Here is a 15,865-nt window from a genome sequence, read left to right as displayed (position 1 = left end):
TCCCCTCAGCTGCACCCGCTCGTCGCACCACAAGTATCGCACTTCTCGCAAGTCCCGTTCCGCACCATCGTGAAGTTCTGGCACTCGGAGCAGGAATTGCCGGTGTAGCCCTGGAGCAGTGACCTGGCGCGGCGGTCGTTGGCGAGTTTCTTGGCCTCGGCCGCCTCAACGGCCGCGGCGTCGGTGAACAATCCCGCCGTGGCGTCGGAAGCAACACCTGCCGCTTCTTCGAAGGCGATGTCCTCGGCCAGATCCTTCGCCCGCTCCTCATAGTCGCGCTTGTAGGCGACCGCTTCGTCGCTGGCCGGTTTCAGGGCCAGCACGTTGGAGCCGGAGAAGGCTGTTGGCACTGATCGGGCAGGGGCGCCCGAGGGAGCTGCAAAGCCTTTCGGATCATTGCCGCTGACGCGCGACACCAGCTTCACCGGCGAGGCGCCACGGGTCAGGCCCTTGGAGACCGCATCCGTCTTGCCTTCGCTGATGCCACGGCCAAGCGCGGTGTTGGAAAAGTCCGACTGGTCGACATGGGCGAGGTCGTTGCGGCCGAGATAGGAGATCGCCAGTTCGCGGAACACGTAGTCGAGGATCGACGTCGCGCTCTTGATGGCATCGTTGCCCTGCACCATGCCGGCCGGCTCGAATTTGGTGAAGGTGAAGGCGTGCACATATTCGTCGAGCGGCACGCCGTATTGCAGGCCGAGCGAGATGGCGATGGCGAAGTTGTTGAGAAGGCCACGCAGCGTCGCGCCTTCCTTGTTCATGTCGATGAAGATCTCGCCGAGACGGCCATCGTCATATTCGCCGGTGCGCAGGAAGATGGTGTTGCCACCGATCTTGGCCTTCTGCGTGTAGCCCTTGCGGCGGCCGGGCAGCTTTTCCTGCTCGCGCGACACGCGCTCGATGATGCGCTCGACGATCCGCTCGGTGATCTGCGCCGCGCGTGCCGCCGCCGGTGCGGCGATCAGTTGCTCGAGGGCTTCGTCCTCGTCGTCCTCGCCATCGGCGAGCAGCGAGGAATTGAGCGGCTGCGATAGCTTCGAGCCGTCGCGGTAGAGCGCGTTGGCCTTCAGCGCCAGCTTCCACGACAGCATGTAGGCGCCCTTGGCGTCTTCCACCGTGGCATCGTTGGGCATGTTGATGGTCTTGGAGATGGCGCCGGAGATGAAGGGCTGTGCGGCCGCCATCATCTGGATGTGGCTGTTGATCGACAGCGAGCGCTTGCCGATCTTGCCGCACGGGCTGGCGCAGTCGAACACGGCCAGGTGTTCGGCCTTGAGGAAGGGCGCGCCTTCCAGCGTCATCGCACCGCAGACATGGATGTTCGCGGCCTCGATGTCCTTCCTGGAGAAGCCGAGCGCCGGCAGGATCTCGAACGAGAAGTCGTTGAGCTGCTCGTCGGTGAAGCCAAACGTCTCCTTCACCCAGTCGGCGCCGAGCGTCCACTGGTTGAAGACGAACTTGATGTCGAAGGCCGACTTCAAGGCTGCATTGAGCGCCGCGATCTTGTCGTCGGTGAAACCCTTGGCCTTGAGCGCGCCGGGGTTGATTGCCGGCGCCTGGTTGAGGTTGCCGTGGCCGACCGCATAAGCCTCCATCTCGCCGATCTGGGCTTCGGAGTAGCCGAGCGTGCGCAGCGCTTCCGGCACGGCGCGGTTGATGATCTTGAAGTAGCCGCCGCCGGCGAGCTTCTTGAACTTCACCAGGGCGAAGTCGGGCTCGATGCCGGTGGTGTCGCAATCCATGACCAGGCCGATCGTGCCGGTCGGCGCGATCACGGTTGCCTGCGCATTGCGGTAGCCATGCTCCTCGCCAAGCTCGATGGCGCGGTCCCAGGCAGCCTTGGCGTGGGTGGCAAGGTCCTGCTGCTTCAGGTCGGAAGCGACCAGCGGCACCGGGTTGACGGCGAGCTTCTCATAGCCCTGCTTCTCGCCATAGGCGGCACGGCGATGGTTGCGCATGACGCGCAGCATGTTCTGCGCATTGCGGTCGTAGTCGGCGAAGGCGCCGAGCTCGGAAGCCATCTCGGCCGAAGTGGCGTAGGCGACGCCGGTCATGATGGCGGTGAGTGCGGCGCAGATCGCGCGGCCTTCGTCGGAGTCATAGGGAATGCCAGACGTCATCAGCAGGCCGCCAATGTTGGCATAGCCGAGGCCGAGCGTGCGGTATTCGTAGGACTGCTTGGCGATCTCCTTCGATGGGAACTGCGCCATCATGACCGAGATTTCGAGAACGACGGTCCACAGCCGCACCGTGTGCTCGTAGGCAGCGATGTCGATGGTGCCATCCGCGTTGCGGTAGGGCAGCAGGTTGATCGAGGCGAGGTTGCAGGCCGTGTCGTCGAGGAACATGTATTCCGAGCACGGGTTGGACGCCCGGATCGCACCGGCGGAAGCGCAGGTGTGCCAGTCGTTCATCGTCGTGTTGAAGTGCAGGCCCGGATCGGCCGAAGCCCAGGCGGCGTAACCGATCTTTTCCCAGAGGTCGCGAGCCTTCAGCGTCTTCAATACCTTGCCGTCCTTGCGGGCGGTCAGGTGCCAGTCGGCATCGTCCTCGACGGCGCGCAGGAAATTGTCCTTCAGCGACACCGAATTGTTGGAGTTCTGGCCCGAAACGGTCAGGTAGGCATCCGAATCCCAGTCGGTGTCGTAGGTCTTGAACGACATCGACGAATAGCCCTGCTTGGCGAACTGGATGACGCGGTAGATGTAGTTCTCCGGCACGGCGGACTTCTTGGCCGCCTTGATCTCGCGCTTCAGCGCGGTGTTGATGGCCGGATCGAAGCAGTCGTCGCCATTGCCTTCGCAGTTGACGCAGGCCTTCATGATCGCTTCGAGATGCTTCTTGACGATCTTCGAGCCGGTCACCAGCGAGGCGACCTTCTGCTCTTCATTGACCTTCCAGTCGATGAATTCCTCGATATCGGGGTGGTCGGCGTCGACGATGACCATTTTCGCGGCGCGGCGCGTCGTGCCGCCCGACTTGATGGCGCCCGCCGCGCGGTCGCCGATCTTGAGGAAGCTCATCAGACCGGACGAGCGGCCGCCGCCCGACAGCTTTTCGCCTTCGCCGCGCAGCAGCGAGAAGTTGGAGCCGGTGCCGGAGCCGTATTTGAACAGGCGCGCTTCACGCACCCACAGGTCCATGATGCCGCCCTCGTTGACGAGGTCGTCCTGCACGCCCTGGATGAAGCAGGCATGCGGCTGCGGATGCTCGTAGGAGGACTTCGACTTGGTCAGCTTGCCGGTGAACGGGTCGACATAGAAGTGGCCCTGGCTGGGGCCGTCGATGCCATAGGCCCAATGCAGGCCGGTGTTGAACCATTGCGGCGAATTCGGCGCCACGCGCTGGGTGGCCAGCATATAGGCAAGCTCGTCACGGAAGGCGCGCGCGTCTTCCTCCGACGCCTTGAAGTAGCCGCCCTTCCAGCCCCAATAGGTCCAGGTGCCGGCCAACCGATCGAAGACCTGGCGGGCGTCGATCTCGGAGCCGTAGCGCTCGGCTTCCGGCAGCTTTGCCAGTTCGGCCTCATCGGCGACGGAGCGCCACAGGAAGGAGGGGACGTCGTTCTCCTCGATCTTCTTCAGGCGCGCGGGGACACCGGCCTTGCGGAAATACTTCTGCGCCAGGATGTCGGCGGCAACCTGGGAGAACTGCGCCGGCACGTCGATATTGTCCAAGCGGAACACCACCGAACCATCCGGATTCTTGATCTCCGAAAGCGCCTTGCGGAATTCGATCTCCGCGTAGGCAGATTGTCCTGGCTTGGTGAAACGACGCTCGATGCGCATTGGTCCGGTCCCTTTTGTCTATATATAGCGCTTTTCCCCAGGGATTTCTGCCCCCAATGCGAAACGCGCATGTCCGCCGTCTGCCGGCGTTCGAAAACGGCCGGCTCTCCATTTTGCAGTCTCCACCGGCCCTGCTGGTCAAACTCCTTGCGAAGTGCATGTCCAACGCGCCGACGAACCCGCGGGTCCCTCAAAACTGATTTTTTCCGATTCCCTCGCTCGAGGGAAATTCACACTATCTAGCGTCGAACCTACCTGCAAACACTAAATATAGTATTAACAGACAATTTATTCCAGTCCGACAATTGTCCCTATCGTCCCCAACCACCCCACAATCCCAACGCTTCCGCCGGCCTCGTAAACAGGCGGAAATGCGGGCAAAAACGCACATAATCCGGGAAAAAGACCGGGCTCAGAACTTTCCGGTCGCACTCTCAACAGGAGCGCATGGCCTATAAAAGGCGACTCGTTTTGCGCCGTCAAGGATTCGTTTGCGTAGCTTTTGTGACCCCAACATCTTGTGTGTCACATATGTGGATAACGGGGATAGAAAGCCGGCTGAGCGGAATTCGCTTTGGCATGATCGCAAGCCGCCGTTTGCCCTTGAGCAAGCCACCGTTTGCCCTTGGGCAAGCCGCCGTTTGCCCTGGATTGCCGCCATCTGCGCTGGCCACAGAGGTCCAATTCCATGGCGATACGTCAATCTGCCGGTGAAATGGGCGATCGGTCGGGAATGGCGGCGCAAATCGATTCCCGGATTCGGACGACGAGGCAACCCGGGGAGAAAAAACTTGACGTTGCGAAGGGCTGATGCATCTACTAGTCCGTAACTAAGATATAAATTCCATAAATATGGAATAGATGCGAAGGGAACCAAGATGAAGCGCTTTTTCCAAATCGCAGCTTCGCTCGCCGCGCTTATGCTGCCGGCGACGGGCAATGTCTGGGCCGAGCCCGCCAAGGGCGGCGTCATCGATGTGGCCACGATCGGCGAACCGCCAACGCTCGATCCAATGGCGTCGACCGCCGATCTCGTCGGCATCGTCACGCAGCACATCTACGAAACGCTTTACACCTTCGACAAGGATTGGGGCATCACGCCGCTTCTCGCCGCCGACATGCCGCAGATTTCACCTGACGGGCTCGTCTACACCATCAAGCTCAGAACCGGCGTGAAGTTCCATGACGGCAGCGATATGAACTCGGCCGACGTCGTCGCGTCGCTGCAGCGCTGGATGAAAATCGCCACGCGCGGCAAGCAGGCCGCCGAGGTCATCGCGTCGGTGGATGCGGTCGACGACGGCACGGTCAAGATCACGCTCAAGAAGCCATTCGCGCCACTGCTGGCGCTGTTGTCGCTCAACAACGCCGCCGCCATCATCATTCCCTCCGAGAATGCAGGGCAGGACCCGCTGACCAGTTTTGTCGGCACCGGCCCCTATATGCTGAAGGACCGCAAGCCCGACCAGTTCATCCAGCTTGCCCGCTTCGACGGCTACAAGTCGCGCGATGGCGAGCCAAACGGTTATGGCGGTGCCAGAAAGCAATATCTCGACGAAATCCGTTTCGTGCCGGTCCCCGATGCCAACACCCGCGTCGAGGGTGCGGTTGCCGGCCAGTTCGCCTATGCCGATTCATTGCCCGTGGAATCGTTCGACAAGATTTCCGGCGGCAAGACCGCGCCCGTCATCCTGAAACCCTTCGGCTGGCCGGTTTTCGTCCTCAACACCAAGCAGGGACTGAACGCCGACATCCGCATCCGCAAGGCGATCCAGGCGGCACTGGCGCCCAACGACATGCTGCTTGCCGCCTTCGGGTCGAAGGATTTCTTCGCCGCCGACGGAGCGCTCTATCCCGAAGGCTATGCCTGGCACACCGAGGCCGGCGTCGAAGCCTACAAGCCCGACGGCGACACCGAGGGCGCCGCCGCACTGCTGAAAGAGGCCGGTTACGACGGCAAGCCGTTGCGTATCCTCACCAGCCGCCAGTACGAATTCCACTACAAGATGGCGCAGGTTGCCGCGGAGTATCTCAAGGCCGCCGGTTTCCAGGTCCAGCTCGACGTGGTCGAATGGGCGACATTGACCAAGAACCGCACCGATCCGGCGCTCTGGGACATCTACATCACCCACAGCCCGTTCCTGCCTGAGCCCTCGCTGACCGGCATCATGTCGGATTCCTCGCCGGGCTGGTGGGTTTCCGACCGCAAGCACCAGGTGCTGGGTGCCTTCAATGCCGAGTCCGATCCGGCCAAGCGCGTCGCGCTGTTCGCCGACGTGCAAAAGGCGGTCTTCGACGAGGTTCCGGCGGTCAAGATCGGCGACTTCAACGCATTGGCCGCCCAGGCGCCGACGCTCAAGGGCGTGACCCCGGCGCCATGGCCGTATTTCTGGAACGCCTATCTGGAAGGCAAGTAGTTCCTCCCGCAACCGGGCGCCGGCCAGACTTTTGCCGGCGCTCGACAAGACCGTTTCGATGGATTGTGGAAGGGACAGGCTGAACCGATGCTGCGCTCGATCCTCAACAGACTTTTCGGCATGATCGTCGTCATGGCGCTGGTGGTCACCATCGTCTTCGTCATCGTGCGCGTGACACCAGGCGATCCGGCAGCGGTGATGCTCGGCCCCGACGCGTCGGCCGCCGACATCGCAGCACTTCGCTCCAGGCTCGGGCTCGACGGCTCGATTCTCGAACAGTTCGGACGCTATGTGCTTGGCGTGGTGCAAGGAGATTTCGGTCAGTCGATCTTCCTTGGCGAGCCGGTCACATCAGCACTTGCGCAGCGTGCCGAGCCGACCTTCTTCCTCACCGTGTTCTCGCTGCTGATCGCGACGCTGATCGCCTTGCCGGTCGGCATACTGGCCGCCTACAAGCGTGGTTCGGTCTTCGATCAGGCAACGACCACCATCGCCATGTTCGCGGCCAGCGTGCCGAGCTTCTGGCTGGGGCTGCTGTTCATCCAGTTCTTCGCCGTAAAACTCGGCTGGTTCGACACGTCAGGCTATGGCGGGCCGGGCGCATCCTTTGCCGACAGGCTGAACCATCTCGTATTGCCGGCGCTGGCGCTCGGCCTCGTCTCTTCGGCGCTGATCACGCGCTTCACCCGCGCCTCGATGCTCGACGTGCTCAACGACGACTATGTGCGCACCGCACGCTCCAAGGGCATGAGCGAATGGCGCGTGGTGCTGAAGCATGCCTTCAAGAATGCGCTGATCCCCATCCTCACCGTCATCGGCCTGACCGCAGCCCTACTCATTTCCGGAGCGGTGGTGACCGAGACGGTGTTCGGCTTGCCAGGCGTCGGCAGCCTCGTCGTCTCGGCGGTGCTGAGACGCGACTATCCCGTCATCCAGGGCGCGCTGCTGGTCATTGCCGGGCTTTACGTGCTGGTCAATTTCGCCATCGACATGCTGTATCTCGCGGTCGATCCCAGGGTTCGCTACTGATGGCCGCGATCTCGATCCCGCTCCGCTCCGAGCCCAACATCCTTTCACGGCTGCTGGGCCGGCCGACATCGGCCGCCGGCATCGCCGTGCTGGTGATCATCGTGCTGGCTGCGATCCTGGCGCCCGTCATCGCTCCCTACGCGCCGTCAAAGCTCTCCATCGCCAGCCGGCTGCACCCGCCGAGCCTCGACCATCTGTTCGGCACCGACGATCTCGGCCGCGATGTCTTCACCCGCATGCTCTATGCCGCGCGCACCTCGCTCAGCGTCGGCTTCGCCGTGGTTATTTTTTCGTCGATCATCGGCACCATCCTCGGGCTGACATCGGGCTACTTTAAGCGGCTCGATGCGCCGGTCTCGCGGCTGATCGATGCGATGATGGCATTCCCGGATATCCTGCTCGCCATCGCGCTGGTGGCAGCACTCGGCGCGACCGCGGTCAATGTGGTCATCGCGCTCGGCATCGTCTATGCGCCCCGGCTTGCGCGCGTCGTGCGGGCCTCGACACTGGTCATCCGCGAACTTCCCTATGTCGAGGCGGCGCGCGCGCTGGGCGTGCCGACGCCAATCATCCTGATCCGCCACGTGCTGCGCAACGTCACCTCGCCGCTCTTGGTGCAGGGCACCTTCATCTTCGCCAACGCCATCCTGGCGGAAGCCGGCCTATCCTTCCTCGGCGTCGGCATTTCGCCCGACATTCCGACCTGGGGCACCATGATCGCCACCGGTCGCCAATACATGGATCAGGCGCCCTGGGTCATGATGTTTCCAGGTGCCGCCATCGTCGTCACGGTGCTGTCGCTGCAGCTCGTCGGCGATGGACTGCGCGATCTTCTCGACCCCCGTCTGGCAAAGGATATCTGATGTTCGGCAATCGTTTCCAAAAGGCCGACCGGCCGCTGCTCATCAAGGGCGCCAGACCCGTCGGGTTCGGCGGCGGCTTCGATCAGCCGATCGACGTGCTGGTCGACGAGCAGGGCCGCATCGCCGAGACCGCGTCAGCGATTGCAGCGGGCGAGGGCGTCAACACAGTCGATGCCAAGGGTGCGTTTCTGTCACCCGGCTGGACCGATCTCCATGTCCATGTCTGGTATGGCGGCACGGATATCTCGCTGCGCCCTGAACAATGTGGCGCGGCCCGTGGCGTGACCACGATGGTCGATGCCGGCTCGGCCGGCGAGGCCAATTTCCACGGCTTTCGTGAATTCATCATCGAACCTGCCAAGGAGAACGTCTACGCCTTCCTGAACATCGGTTCGATCGGCCTCGTCGCCTGCAACCGCGTCAGCGAGCTGATCGACATGCGTTCGATCGATTTCGACCGCGTCATCGCCACGGTCGAGGCCAACCGCGACGTCATCGTTGGCCTGAAAGTCCGCGCCAGCCATGTCATAACAGGCGGCTGGGATCTGACGCCCGTCCGGTTGGCCAAGAAACTCAGCCGCATCCTCAAGCTGCCCATTATGGTGCATGTCGGCGAGCCGCCGCCGCTCTACGACGACGTGCTCGGCCTTTTGACCGAAGGCGACATCGTCACCCATTGCTTCAACGGCAAGGCCGGCGGCTCGATCATCGAGGACGACGATCTCTACCTGCTGGCCGAACAGGCGGCGGCGCGAGGCATCGTGCTCGATGTCGGTCACGGCGGCGCGTCCTTCTCCTTCGATGTCGCCAAGGCGGCCCTCGAGCGCGGCCTGCCGCCGGCAACGATCTCGACCGATCTCCACAACCGCTCGCTGGATACGTCGGTCTGGGACATGGCCACCACCATGTCCAAGCTGTTGTCGCTCGGCATGAAATTCGAGGATGTGGTGGCGGCCTCGACCACCGCGCCGCGCCGCGCCATCCGCCTGCCGACCGACGGCTTGCTGGATAAAGGCAAGGCGGCGGAGTTCACGCTGTTCGATGTTGTCGACGCCGATCTGACCGTGCGCGATTCCCAAGGCGTGCCGAGCACACTGCACCGGCTGTTTGAACCGCGTCATGCCATTCTGGGCGCCCACGCCGTTGCAGCTCATCGCCATATGCCCAGGCAAGGCGAGGGCGGTCCCCACGCCTGTCCGCATTGCGGGTGGAAGTCGTGACAGAGCCGTTCGCCAGCGACGTCATCCTGTCGGTTCGCGATCTGCGGACGTGGTTCGTGACGCGCCGGCTGACGGCCAAGGCGGTGGATGGCGTGACCTTCGATCTGAAGCGCGGCAAGACACTCGCGGTGGTCGGCGAATCCGGCTCGGGAAAATCCGTCACCAGCCTCTCCATCATGGGGCTTCTGTCGCGGCCGGGTGCGATTGCCGGCGGCAGCATCCTGTTTCGCGACAGGCAAGAGCGCGTCCACGATCTTGCCGGCTTCAGCCAGAAGCAGTTTCGGAAAATGCGCGGCTCGGAGATCGCGATGATCTTCCAGGAGCCGATGACCAGCCTCAACCCGCTGTTCACGGTCGGCGACCAAATCGGCGAGATGATCGCGTTGCATGAGCCGGTCGATCGTCGCGAAGCGCGCAAGCGCGCGCTCGCCATGCTGAAGCATGTCGAAATCCCCGACGCCGAATCGCGTCTGGACGACTATCCGCACCAGATGTCCGGCGGCATGCGCCAGCGCGTCATGATCGCCATGGCGCTGTCGTGCAGCCCGTCTCTGCTGATCGCCGATGAGCCGACCACAGCGCTCGACGTCACCATCCAGGCGCAGATCCTCGACCTTCTGCGCCGGCTGCAGGCCGAGATGGGTATGTCGATCCTGTTCATCACCCACAATCTCGGTGTCGTCGCCGAAATCGCCCATGATGTGGTTGTCATGTATGGCGGCCGCGTCGTCGAACAGGCGCCGGTCAACGATCTGTTCGCGCATCAGCGCCATCCCTACACCAGGGGCCTGCTGGCCTGCACGCCGAACGCCGCCCGCGACATCGACGCCGCCGGCGAGCGCCGTGCGCTCTATTCGATCCCTGGCAGCGTGCCGCCGATCACCAATCTGCCGCCAGGTTGTGCCTTCGAGCCGCGCTGCGATTTCGCCATAGCGCCGTGTCGGGCAGCACCGCCCGCACTCGTGCCGGCAGGCCCGCACGGTGCTTCCCGCTGCATCAGGAGCGCCGAGCTATGAGCGCGCTTGTCCAAACCGTCGAGGCGCAGCCGCTGCTCAGCGTGCAGGGCCTGACCAAGCATTTTCCAGCGCGCAACGGCCGCATCGTGCATGCGGTCGAGGATGTCAGTTTTGATGTCCAACGCGGCTCGACCGTAGGCCTTGTCGGCGAGTCCGGTTCGGGCAAGACCACCGCCGGCCGGGCCTTGCTGCGGCTGGTTGAACCGACGGGCGGCAAGGCGCTGTTCGACGGCGTCGACCTGTTCTCACTGTCGTCGCGCGACATGCGCGCCTATCGGCAGAAGTTGCAGATCGTCTTCCAGGATCCGTTTTCCAGCCTCAATCCCCGTATGCGGGTCGCCGCTATCATCGGCGAGGCGCTTGACGCGCGCGGCTTTCCCCGCGGCAAAAAGCGGGCGGAGCGGGTCGCCGAGCTGCTGACGCTGGTCGGGCTGTCGCCGGACCACGCCAGCCGCTATCCGCACGAATTCTCCGGCGGCCAGCGCCAGCGCATCGGCATCGCGCGCGCGCTCGCCGTCGAGCCGCAATTCATCGTCGCCGACGAACCGGTTTCGGCGCTCGATGTCTCGGTGCAGGCACAGGTGCTCAATCTGTTTGGCGACCTGCAGAAAAAGCTTGGCCTGACGCTGCTGTTCATCGCCCATGATCTCTCGGTGGTCGAATATCTTTGCGACGAGGTGGTGGTCATGTATCTCGGTCGCGTCATGGAGCGCGGCCCGAGCCGCCTTGTCTATGCCGCGCCACGCCACCCCTACACGAAAGCCCTGCTGGCGACGGCGCCCGTGCCGGACCCGACGCGGCGCCGCTCGCACATACCTTTGCATGGCGACATCCCGAGCCCGATCGATCCGCCTTCCGGCTGCGTCTTCCGCACCCGCTGTCCGGAAGCGATCGCGGCCTGCGCTGAAACCGTGCCGCCGGTCGAGCCTGTCGGCGGCGGACATCACGTGGCATGCATCCGCCACAATGAAAAAATGTCTGACTGGAGTTTGAAATGACCTTTTCCGAGCTGTTCAAGCATCCGGACAGCACGCCCTACAGCCGGCTTTCGGCGCTTGGCATAACGCTGCCCGAGGCGCCGTCGCCAATCGCCAATTTTGTCACCCACGTCCAGGAGGGAAAGCTGCTGTTCCTGTCCGGCCAGGGACCGAGCGAAGCCGATGGCCGGCTCCATACCGGCAAGGTCGGCGCCGACGTCACCATTGACGAGGCCTATGCCCATGCCCGGCTGACGGGCATCAACCTGATCGCCGTCATGCACACGGCCCTGGGCGACTTGCGCCGTGTGCGGCGTGTGGTCAAGCTGTTCGGCATGGTCAACGCGACACCCGACTTTGCCGACCATCCGGCTGTCATCAATGGCTGTTCGGACCTGCTTATCGATGTTTTCCAGGAAGCCGGTATCCACGCGCGTTCAGCGGTAGGCCATGGCTCCTTGCCCGGCCGCATCACCGTCGAGATCGAAGCCGTCATAGCGATCGACTGAGGACAGGACATGACCAAGCACAACAGACCCGACAACATCCGCCGCCAGCTGGGCTTGAGGCCCGTCATCAACGTGTCCGGCACGATGACCTCGCTTGGTGCCTCCATCGTCGTCCCGCAAGCGGTCGAGGCCGTCTCCGCCATCCTCGGCGAATTCGTCGAAATGGGCGACCTGCATCGGCGTGCCAGTGCCGCCATTGCGCAATTGACCGGCGCCGAAGCCGGCTTCATCACGGCTTCCTGTTCGGCGGCGATCAGTCTTGCCGTGGCTGCCTGCATGACCGGGCCTAACCTCTGGGCGATCGAGCGGCTGCCCGACACATCAGGCCTGAAAGACGAGGTGCTGATCCAGTCCGGGCACATGATCTCCTATGGTGCGCCGGTGGAACAGGCGATCCGGCTGACCGGCGCCAAGGTCGTCCCGGTTGGCCAGGCGACCAGCGCTTCGGCCTATCATCTGGCTGGTGCCATCACCGATCGCACCGCGGCGGCGGTCTTTGTCGTTTCGCATCATGTGGTCGACTATGCCCAGATACCGCTGGCGATCTTTGCCGAGGTTGCGCACGCGCGTGGCGTGCCTGTCATCGTCGATGCGGCGTCGGAATATGATCTCACCGGCTTTCTCGCAGCCGGCGCCGATCTCGTCCTTTATTCCGGCCACAAATTCCTTGGCGGTCCGACCTCCGGCATCGTTGCAGGGCCGAAGGAAAGGGTTCGCAACGTCTACCTGCAGAACCGCGGCATCGGCCGTGGCATGAAGGTGGGCAAGGAGGGCATCGTCGGGGCGCTCGCGGCACTTCAGGCCTGGAAGGTGCGTGACCATGACGCCATTCGTGCCCGCGAACGCAGGGCGCTCGATTGCTGGATAGAGACGCTTGAAGGGCGGGCTGGCGTCAATGTCAGCATCGAGCCCGATCCGACCAACAACCCGCTCGACCGCCTGAAGCTTACGATCGATCCGGCACAGGCCCGCATCACCGCATGGGATCTCGCCGATCGTCTGGCCGCCGGCGACCGGCCGGTGATCGTGCGCGACCACGAAGTCGAGCATGGCTATTTCCTTCTCGACCCCTGCAACCTTCATCCGGACGAAGAGTTCGTCGTGGCTGCCCGGCTTGGCGAGGAACTCGATATTGCGCGCAAGTCGAATGAAATCATCGCGACGCCTTTCAACGAGCGCGTCCTCGCCAGCGAGGCGGCAATCCTCAACTGGCCGGATTGACTGCCGCCATGCTACTGCCCTGTGACAACCATGCGCGATGAACCCCGAGGCCTCATGGCAACGACGACAACCGATCGAGACCTGAGCAGCACCAAGGTCGCTACAGAGCCGCGCCGGTCGCGTACCAGCGGCATTGACCGTGCGTTGCAAATTCTGGATTGCCTGCAGCGGCAGGGACGGCCTGCAACCGCCTATGAGATCGCGCGCGATATCGGCGCACCGCTGTCGACCATCTATGTCATTGTCGACGACATGGTCGAGAAGGAGCTTCTGGACCGCAAGGATGGCGGCCTGTTGTGGCTCGGGCCGCGGCTATATCAATATGGCTTGACCTATGCCCGCACCCTCGACCTGCTCAACGTTGCGGTGCAGGAAATGCATGAACTGGCCCAGAATTCGAAAGAGACCGTCCAGATATGTGGTCGCGATGGCGACCACATGGTCGTCTTCGCCATGGAAGAGGGCAAGGATCATTTCCAGGTGACGTCGCGCGTCGGCACGCGCACGCCGCTCAACTGGACCGCCTCGGGCCGGCTGTTAGTCGGTCATTTGCCGGAAGCCGAGCGTCTGGAGATATTCGCCCGCTCGGCGACGGCCTCGCCGACGGGGCGCGCCGAAACCGACAAGAATGTGCTTGCCAAGGCATCCGCAGCGACGCTGGCGCAGGGGCTGTCGATCCAGGCCGGCGAATCCGATTTTTCAGTCGCCTGTATCGCCGCTCCGATCCGCGACAATCTGGGAGCCTGTCGCGCGACGATCTCGATCGTCGTTCCCGATCTGAAGCTGAAACAAAAGAACCCGGACCTGGCTGCGCTGGTCAAACTGAGCGCGGGGCGTATTGAAACGCGTCTGGGTTGGCGGAACGGCCAGCCATAGCCGCTAGCTTGATGTTTTTCGAGATTGGCTGGTGGTCGGCTTGCCAACCCCAGGTCCCGGCAGGATCAGCCGTAATGCAGCCGGGGTTTTGGCTCGGTGCTGGTGAACTGCACCCCGATACGGTCGTTGTGCCGCCAGCGGACCTCGCACCGATAGGCAATGCCGTCGAGCGGCACATAGAGAAGAAAGTGATCTGGAACCCGGGCTTCGAGCGGTATCTTCAGTTCGGCGCCACTTTCGTGCTGATTGCGCAGCGTGCAACCGACTTCCGAATTCGAAATTCCGGTAATGATTGACCCGCCCTTGAGCACACGCGGACGATGCTCGCGCTGGGGCTCGTCGGACACGTTCGGAATCGGATTTGCAGGGTTCGACATCGCTGAAAAATACCAGAGCTGCCGAATCCTACCTTTGATTCCTTAGCAAAGCATTCACGTTGATGCGCAAATGCGTATCGTGCCTTGCAAGCCGAACTGGTTTACAACTTGGGCGCGCGGTGCGGCCATCCAATGTCCCGTTTAGGGAAAGCTGTGCGGGTCGGCGCAGAAATAGGCGATAATCTGGCAAAGATCAGGTTCGTTGATCATGTGCACCGCTTCGCTGGAACTGACCCATTTGCGGGTGCGGGAGTGTTTTTCCTTCCAGCGGTCGGCGATCTTGTCGACGTGCAGCGGGAACACCAGGACCTCGCACGGCACTTCTTCGCCGGAAGCCAGTACCTTGGCGTAGAAGTAACGGCCGGCTTCGAGATGAGAGACACTGCCGCGCAGCCCGGCTTCCTCGCCGGCCTCGCGCGCCGCGGCCTCGCAGAGCGGCTCCCTGGCCTCTGGCCAGCCCTTGGGCAAAACCCAGCGACCGGTATCGCGACTGGTGATCAGCATGATCTCGACGCCGTTCCCGGTATCGCGCCAGGGCAGGGCGGCAACCTGTAGGCGACAGGGTGCGGTGCCGAAGAGTCGCCGGACCCTTTCGACCAGATGGTTGTGCGTCGTTGGCCTCGTCAACATCGGAGAAGCTAGCCCCAGCCTCCAGAATCGTTTGCCGCCTCATGAATCTTACGGCTAATTGTCGGCAATAAAAGTAAAAAATTTCACTCGTCTGGCCGATTTCCACCAATAGACGTCGATTTCGCAAAATATCTGGCCTGCCAGGCCCGTTTGCGAAAGCAAATCATGCCCGGTGCAAGCTGCTGGTATGTAACAGGCAGGTTGTGGCGAATCAGCCGGCGTGGTCGTCGGCGATCGGCTTCTGGTATGTGAAGCCCATGTCCCACGGGAAATAGATCCAGGTGTCCTGGCTGACTTCAGTGACGAAAGTATCGACCAGCGGCCGGCCTTTCGGCTTGGCGTAGACGGTGGCGAAATGCGCCTTGGGCATCATCGCGCGCACGATGCCCGCTGTCTTGCCGGTGTCGGTCAGGTCGTCGATGATCAGCACGCCGGCGCCGTCTTCGGCGAGCAGGGCTGGGGTGATCTCTTTGAGGACCTGCAGCTGCCCCTGGCTGGTATAGTCGTGATAGGAGGCGACGCAGACGGTTTCGATGACGCGGATGCCAAGCTCACGCGAGATGATCGCGGCGGGGACCAGCCCGCCTCGCGTGATGCAGACGATCGCTTTCCACTGCCCCTTGTTGGCGCCGGCCAGCCGCCAGGCGAGCGCGCGGGCGTCACGATGGAACTGGTCCCAGGAGACCGGAAAGGCTTTTTCGGGAAGGGACATGTCGCGCACTCCGCAGCACGCGGGGATCGCGCGCAAGAAAACAGGGGAATGCGCGCGGAATTAGCCGGAAAGCCCCTGTCTTGGCAAGAGCAGGGGCCTTGGCAAGGGCAGGCCTCAGAGATCGCTGTGGACTTAAAGCGTGTCGCGTCGAAACGGATTCATGCGACGCGCCTCAAGTCTCTGCTTGCATGCATGTCGTTGTCTCAAAACCGGAGCCATTTTTTGAGCGA

General features: G+C 62.8%; 13 protein-coding genes. 9 read left to right on the top strand and 4 right to left on the bottom strand.

Going from position 1 to position 15,865, the window contains the following annotated elements:
* Positions 1 to 5: 5 nt before the first annotated feature.
* Positions 6 to 3,788 (bottom strand): vitamin B12-dependent ribonucleotide reductase, encoded by a 3,783-nt coding sequence (locus EJ076_RS22275; RefSeq protein WP_126069275.1) that lies wholly within the window; start codon positions 3,786 to 3,788, stop codon positions 6 to 8.
* 920 nt (positions 3,789 to 4,708) lie between these two features.
* Here EJ076_RS22275 and EJ076_RS22270 point away from each other — a divergent pair.
* From EJ076_RS22270 to EJ076_RS22230, 9 genes are all read left to right on the top strand, one after another.
* Positions 4,709 to 6,205, top strand: a complete 1,497-nt coding sequence (locus EJ076_RS22270) for an ABC transporter substrate-binding protein (protein WP_245463104.1) — start codon at positions 4,709 to 4,711, stop codon at positions 6,203 to 6,205.
* Between the two features lie 87 nt (positions 6,206 to 6,292).
* Positions 6,293 to 7,234: an ABC transporter permease gene (locus EJ076_RS22265; protein ID WP_109669772.1), complete on the top strand. Its 942-nt coding sequence runs from the start codon at positions 6,293 to 6,295 to the stop codon at positions 7,232 to 7,234.
* Positions 7,234 to 8,097, top strand: a complete 864-nt coding sequence (locus EJ076_RS22260) for an ABC transporter permease (protein WP_126069273.1) — start codon at positions 7,234 to 7,236, stop codon at positions 8,095 to 8,097. The genes EJ076_RS22265 and EJ076_RS22260 overlap by 1 nt, the downstream gene beginning before the upstream one ends.
* The gene (locus tag EJ076_RS22255) at positions 8,097 to 9,317 is read left to right on the top strand and encodes an amidohydrolase/deacetylase family metallohydrolase (RefSeq protein ID WP_109669777.1); all 1,221 of its coding nucleotides are present in this window, start codon (positions 8,097 to 8,099) and stop codon (positions 9,315 to 9,317) included. Before EJ076_RS22260 ends, EJ076_RS22255 begins: the two co-directional genes overlap by 1 nt.
* Entirely contained in the window at positions 9,314 to 10,333 is a 1,020-nt protein-coding gene (locus EJ076_RS22250; RefSeq protein WP_109669845.1) for an ABC transporter ATP-binding protein, read from the top strand. The genes EJ076_RS22255 and EJ076_RS22250 overlap by 4 nt, the downstream gene beginning before the upstream one ends.
* Positions 10,330 to 11,331, top strand: a complete 1,002-nt coding sequence (locus tag EJ076_RS22245) for an oligopeptide/dipeptide ABC transporter ATP-binding protein (RefSeq protein ID WP_126069272.1) — start codon at positions 10,330 to 10,332, stop codon at positions 11,329 to 11,331. The genes EJ076_RS22250 and EJ076_RS22245 overlap by 4 nt, the downstream gene beginning before the upstream one ends.
* Positions 11,328 to 11,819 (top strand): RidA family protein, encoded by a 492-nt coding sequence (locus EJ076_RS22240; RefSeq protein WP_109669782.1) that lies wholly within the window; start codon positions 11,328 to 11,330, stop codon positions 11,817 to 11,819. Before EJ076_RS22245 ends, EJ076_RS22240 begins: the two co-directional genes overlap by 4 nt.
* Positions 11,820 to 11,828: 9 nt before the next feature.
* The gene (locus tag EJ076_RS22235) at positions 11,829 to 13,040 is read left to right on the top strand and encodes an aminotransferase class V-fold PLP-dependent enzyme (RefSeq protein ID WP_126069271.1); all 1,212 of its coding nucleotides are present in this window, start codon (positions 11,829 to 11,831) and stop codon (positions 13,038 to 13,040) included.
* A gap of 54 nt (positions 13,041 to 13,094) precedes the next feature.
* Positions 13,095 to 13,916 (top strand): IclR family transcriptional regulator, encoded by an 822-nt coding sequence (locus tag EJ076_RS22230; protein ID WP_126069270.1) that lies wholly within the window; start codon positions 13,095 to 13,097, stop codon positions 13,914 to 13,916.
* A gap of 65 nt (positions 13,917 to 13,981) precedes the next feature.
* Here the strand turns inward: EJ076_RS22230 and EJ076_RS22225 are convergent, their stop codons facing one another.
* From EJ076_RS22225 to gpt, 3 genes are all read right to left on the bottom strand, one after another.
* The gene (locus EJ076_RS22225; RefSeq protein ID WP_109669790.1) at positions 13,982 to 14,293 is read right to left on the bottom strand and encodes a PilZ domain-containing protein; all 312 of its coding nucleotides are present in this window, start codon (positions 14,291 to 14,293) and stop codon (positions 13,982 to 13,984) included.
* 141 nt (positions 14,294 to 14,434) lie between these two features.
* Positions 14,435 to 14,923, bottom strand: a complete 489-nt coding sequence (locus EJ076_RS22220; RefSeq protein ID WP_109669793.1) for an NUDIX hydrolase — start codon at positions 14,921 to 14,923, stop codon at positions 14,435 to 14,437.
* Between the two features lie 211 nt (positions 14,924 to 15,134).
* Positions 15,135 to 15,635, bottom strand: coding sequence for a xanthine phosphoribosyltransferase (gene gpt, locus EJ076_RS22215; protein ID WP_057145797.1), 501 nt, complete (start codon positions 15,633 to 15,635; stop codon positions 15,135 to 15,137).
* Positions 15,636 to 15,865 lie beyond the last annotated feature (230 nt).

Origin of the sequence: Mesorhizobium sp. M7D.F.Ca.US.005.01.1.1, from assembly GCF_003952545.1 — a bacterium.
Classification (GTDB): Bacteria; Pseudomonadota; Alphaproteobacteria; order Rhizobiales; family Rhizobiaceae; genus Mesorhizobium; species Mesorhizobium loti.
Note: the sequence above shows the minus strand (reverse complement) of the source record. Positions and strands in the feature narration are given on the sequence as shown.

Bases quoted from the DNA above. Each gene is read 5' to 3' on its own strand.
- EJ076_RS22275 (WP_126069275.1), bottom strand. From the start codon at position 3,788: ATGCGCATCGAGCGTCGTTTCACCAAGCCAGGACAATCTGCCTACGCG.
- EJ076_RS22270 (WP_245463104.1), top strand. From the start codon at position 4,709: ATGCTGCCGGCGACGGGCAATGTCTGGGCCGAGCCCGCCAAGGGCGGC.
- EJ076_RS22265 (WP_109669772.1), top strand. From the start codon at position 6,293: ATGCTGCGCTCGATCCTCAACAGACTTTTCGGCATGATCGTCGTCATG.
- EJ076_RS22260 (WP_126069273.1), top strand. From the start codon at position 7,234: ATGGCCGCGATCTCGATCCCGCTCCGCTCCGAGCCCAACATCCTTTCA.
- EJ076_RS22255 (WP_109669777.1), top strand. From the start codon at position 8,097: ATGTTCGGCAATCGTTTCCAAAAGGCCGACCGGCCGCTGCTCATCAAG.
- EJ076_RS22245 (WP_126069272.1), top strand. From the start codon at position 10,330: ATGAGCGCGCTTGTCCAAACCGTCGAGGCGCAGCCGCTGCTCAGCGTG.
- EJ076_RS22240 (WP_109669782.1), top strand. From the start codon at position 11,328: ATGACCTTTTCCGAGCTGTTCAAGCATCCGGACAGCACGCCCTACAGC.
- EJ076_RS22235 (WP_126069271.1), top strand. From the start codon at position 11,829: ATGACCAAGCACAACAGACCCGACAACATCCGCCGCCAGCTGGGCTTG.
- EJ076_RS22230 (WP_126069270.1), top strand. From the start codon at position 13,095: ATGGCAACGACGACAACCGATCGAGACCTGAGCAGCACCAAGGTCGCT.
- EJ076_RS22225 (WP_109669790.1), bottom strand. From the start codon at position 14,293: ATGTCGAACCCTGCAAATCCGATTCCGAACGTGTCCGACGAGCCCCAG.
- EJ076_RS22220 (WP_109669793.1), bottom strand. From the start codon at position 14,923: ATGTTGACGAGGCCAACGACGCACAACCATCTGGTCGAAAGGGTCCGG.
- gpt (WP_057145797.1), bottom strand. From the start codon at position 15,635: ATGTCCCTTCCCGAAAAAGCCTTTCCGGTCTCCTGGGACCAGTTCCAT.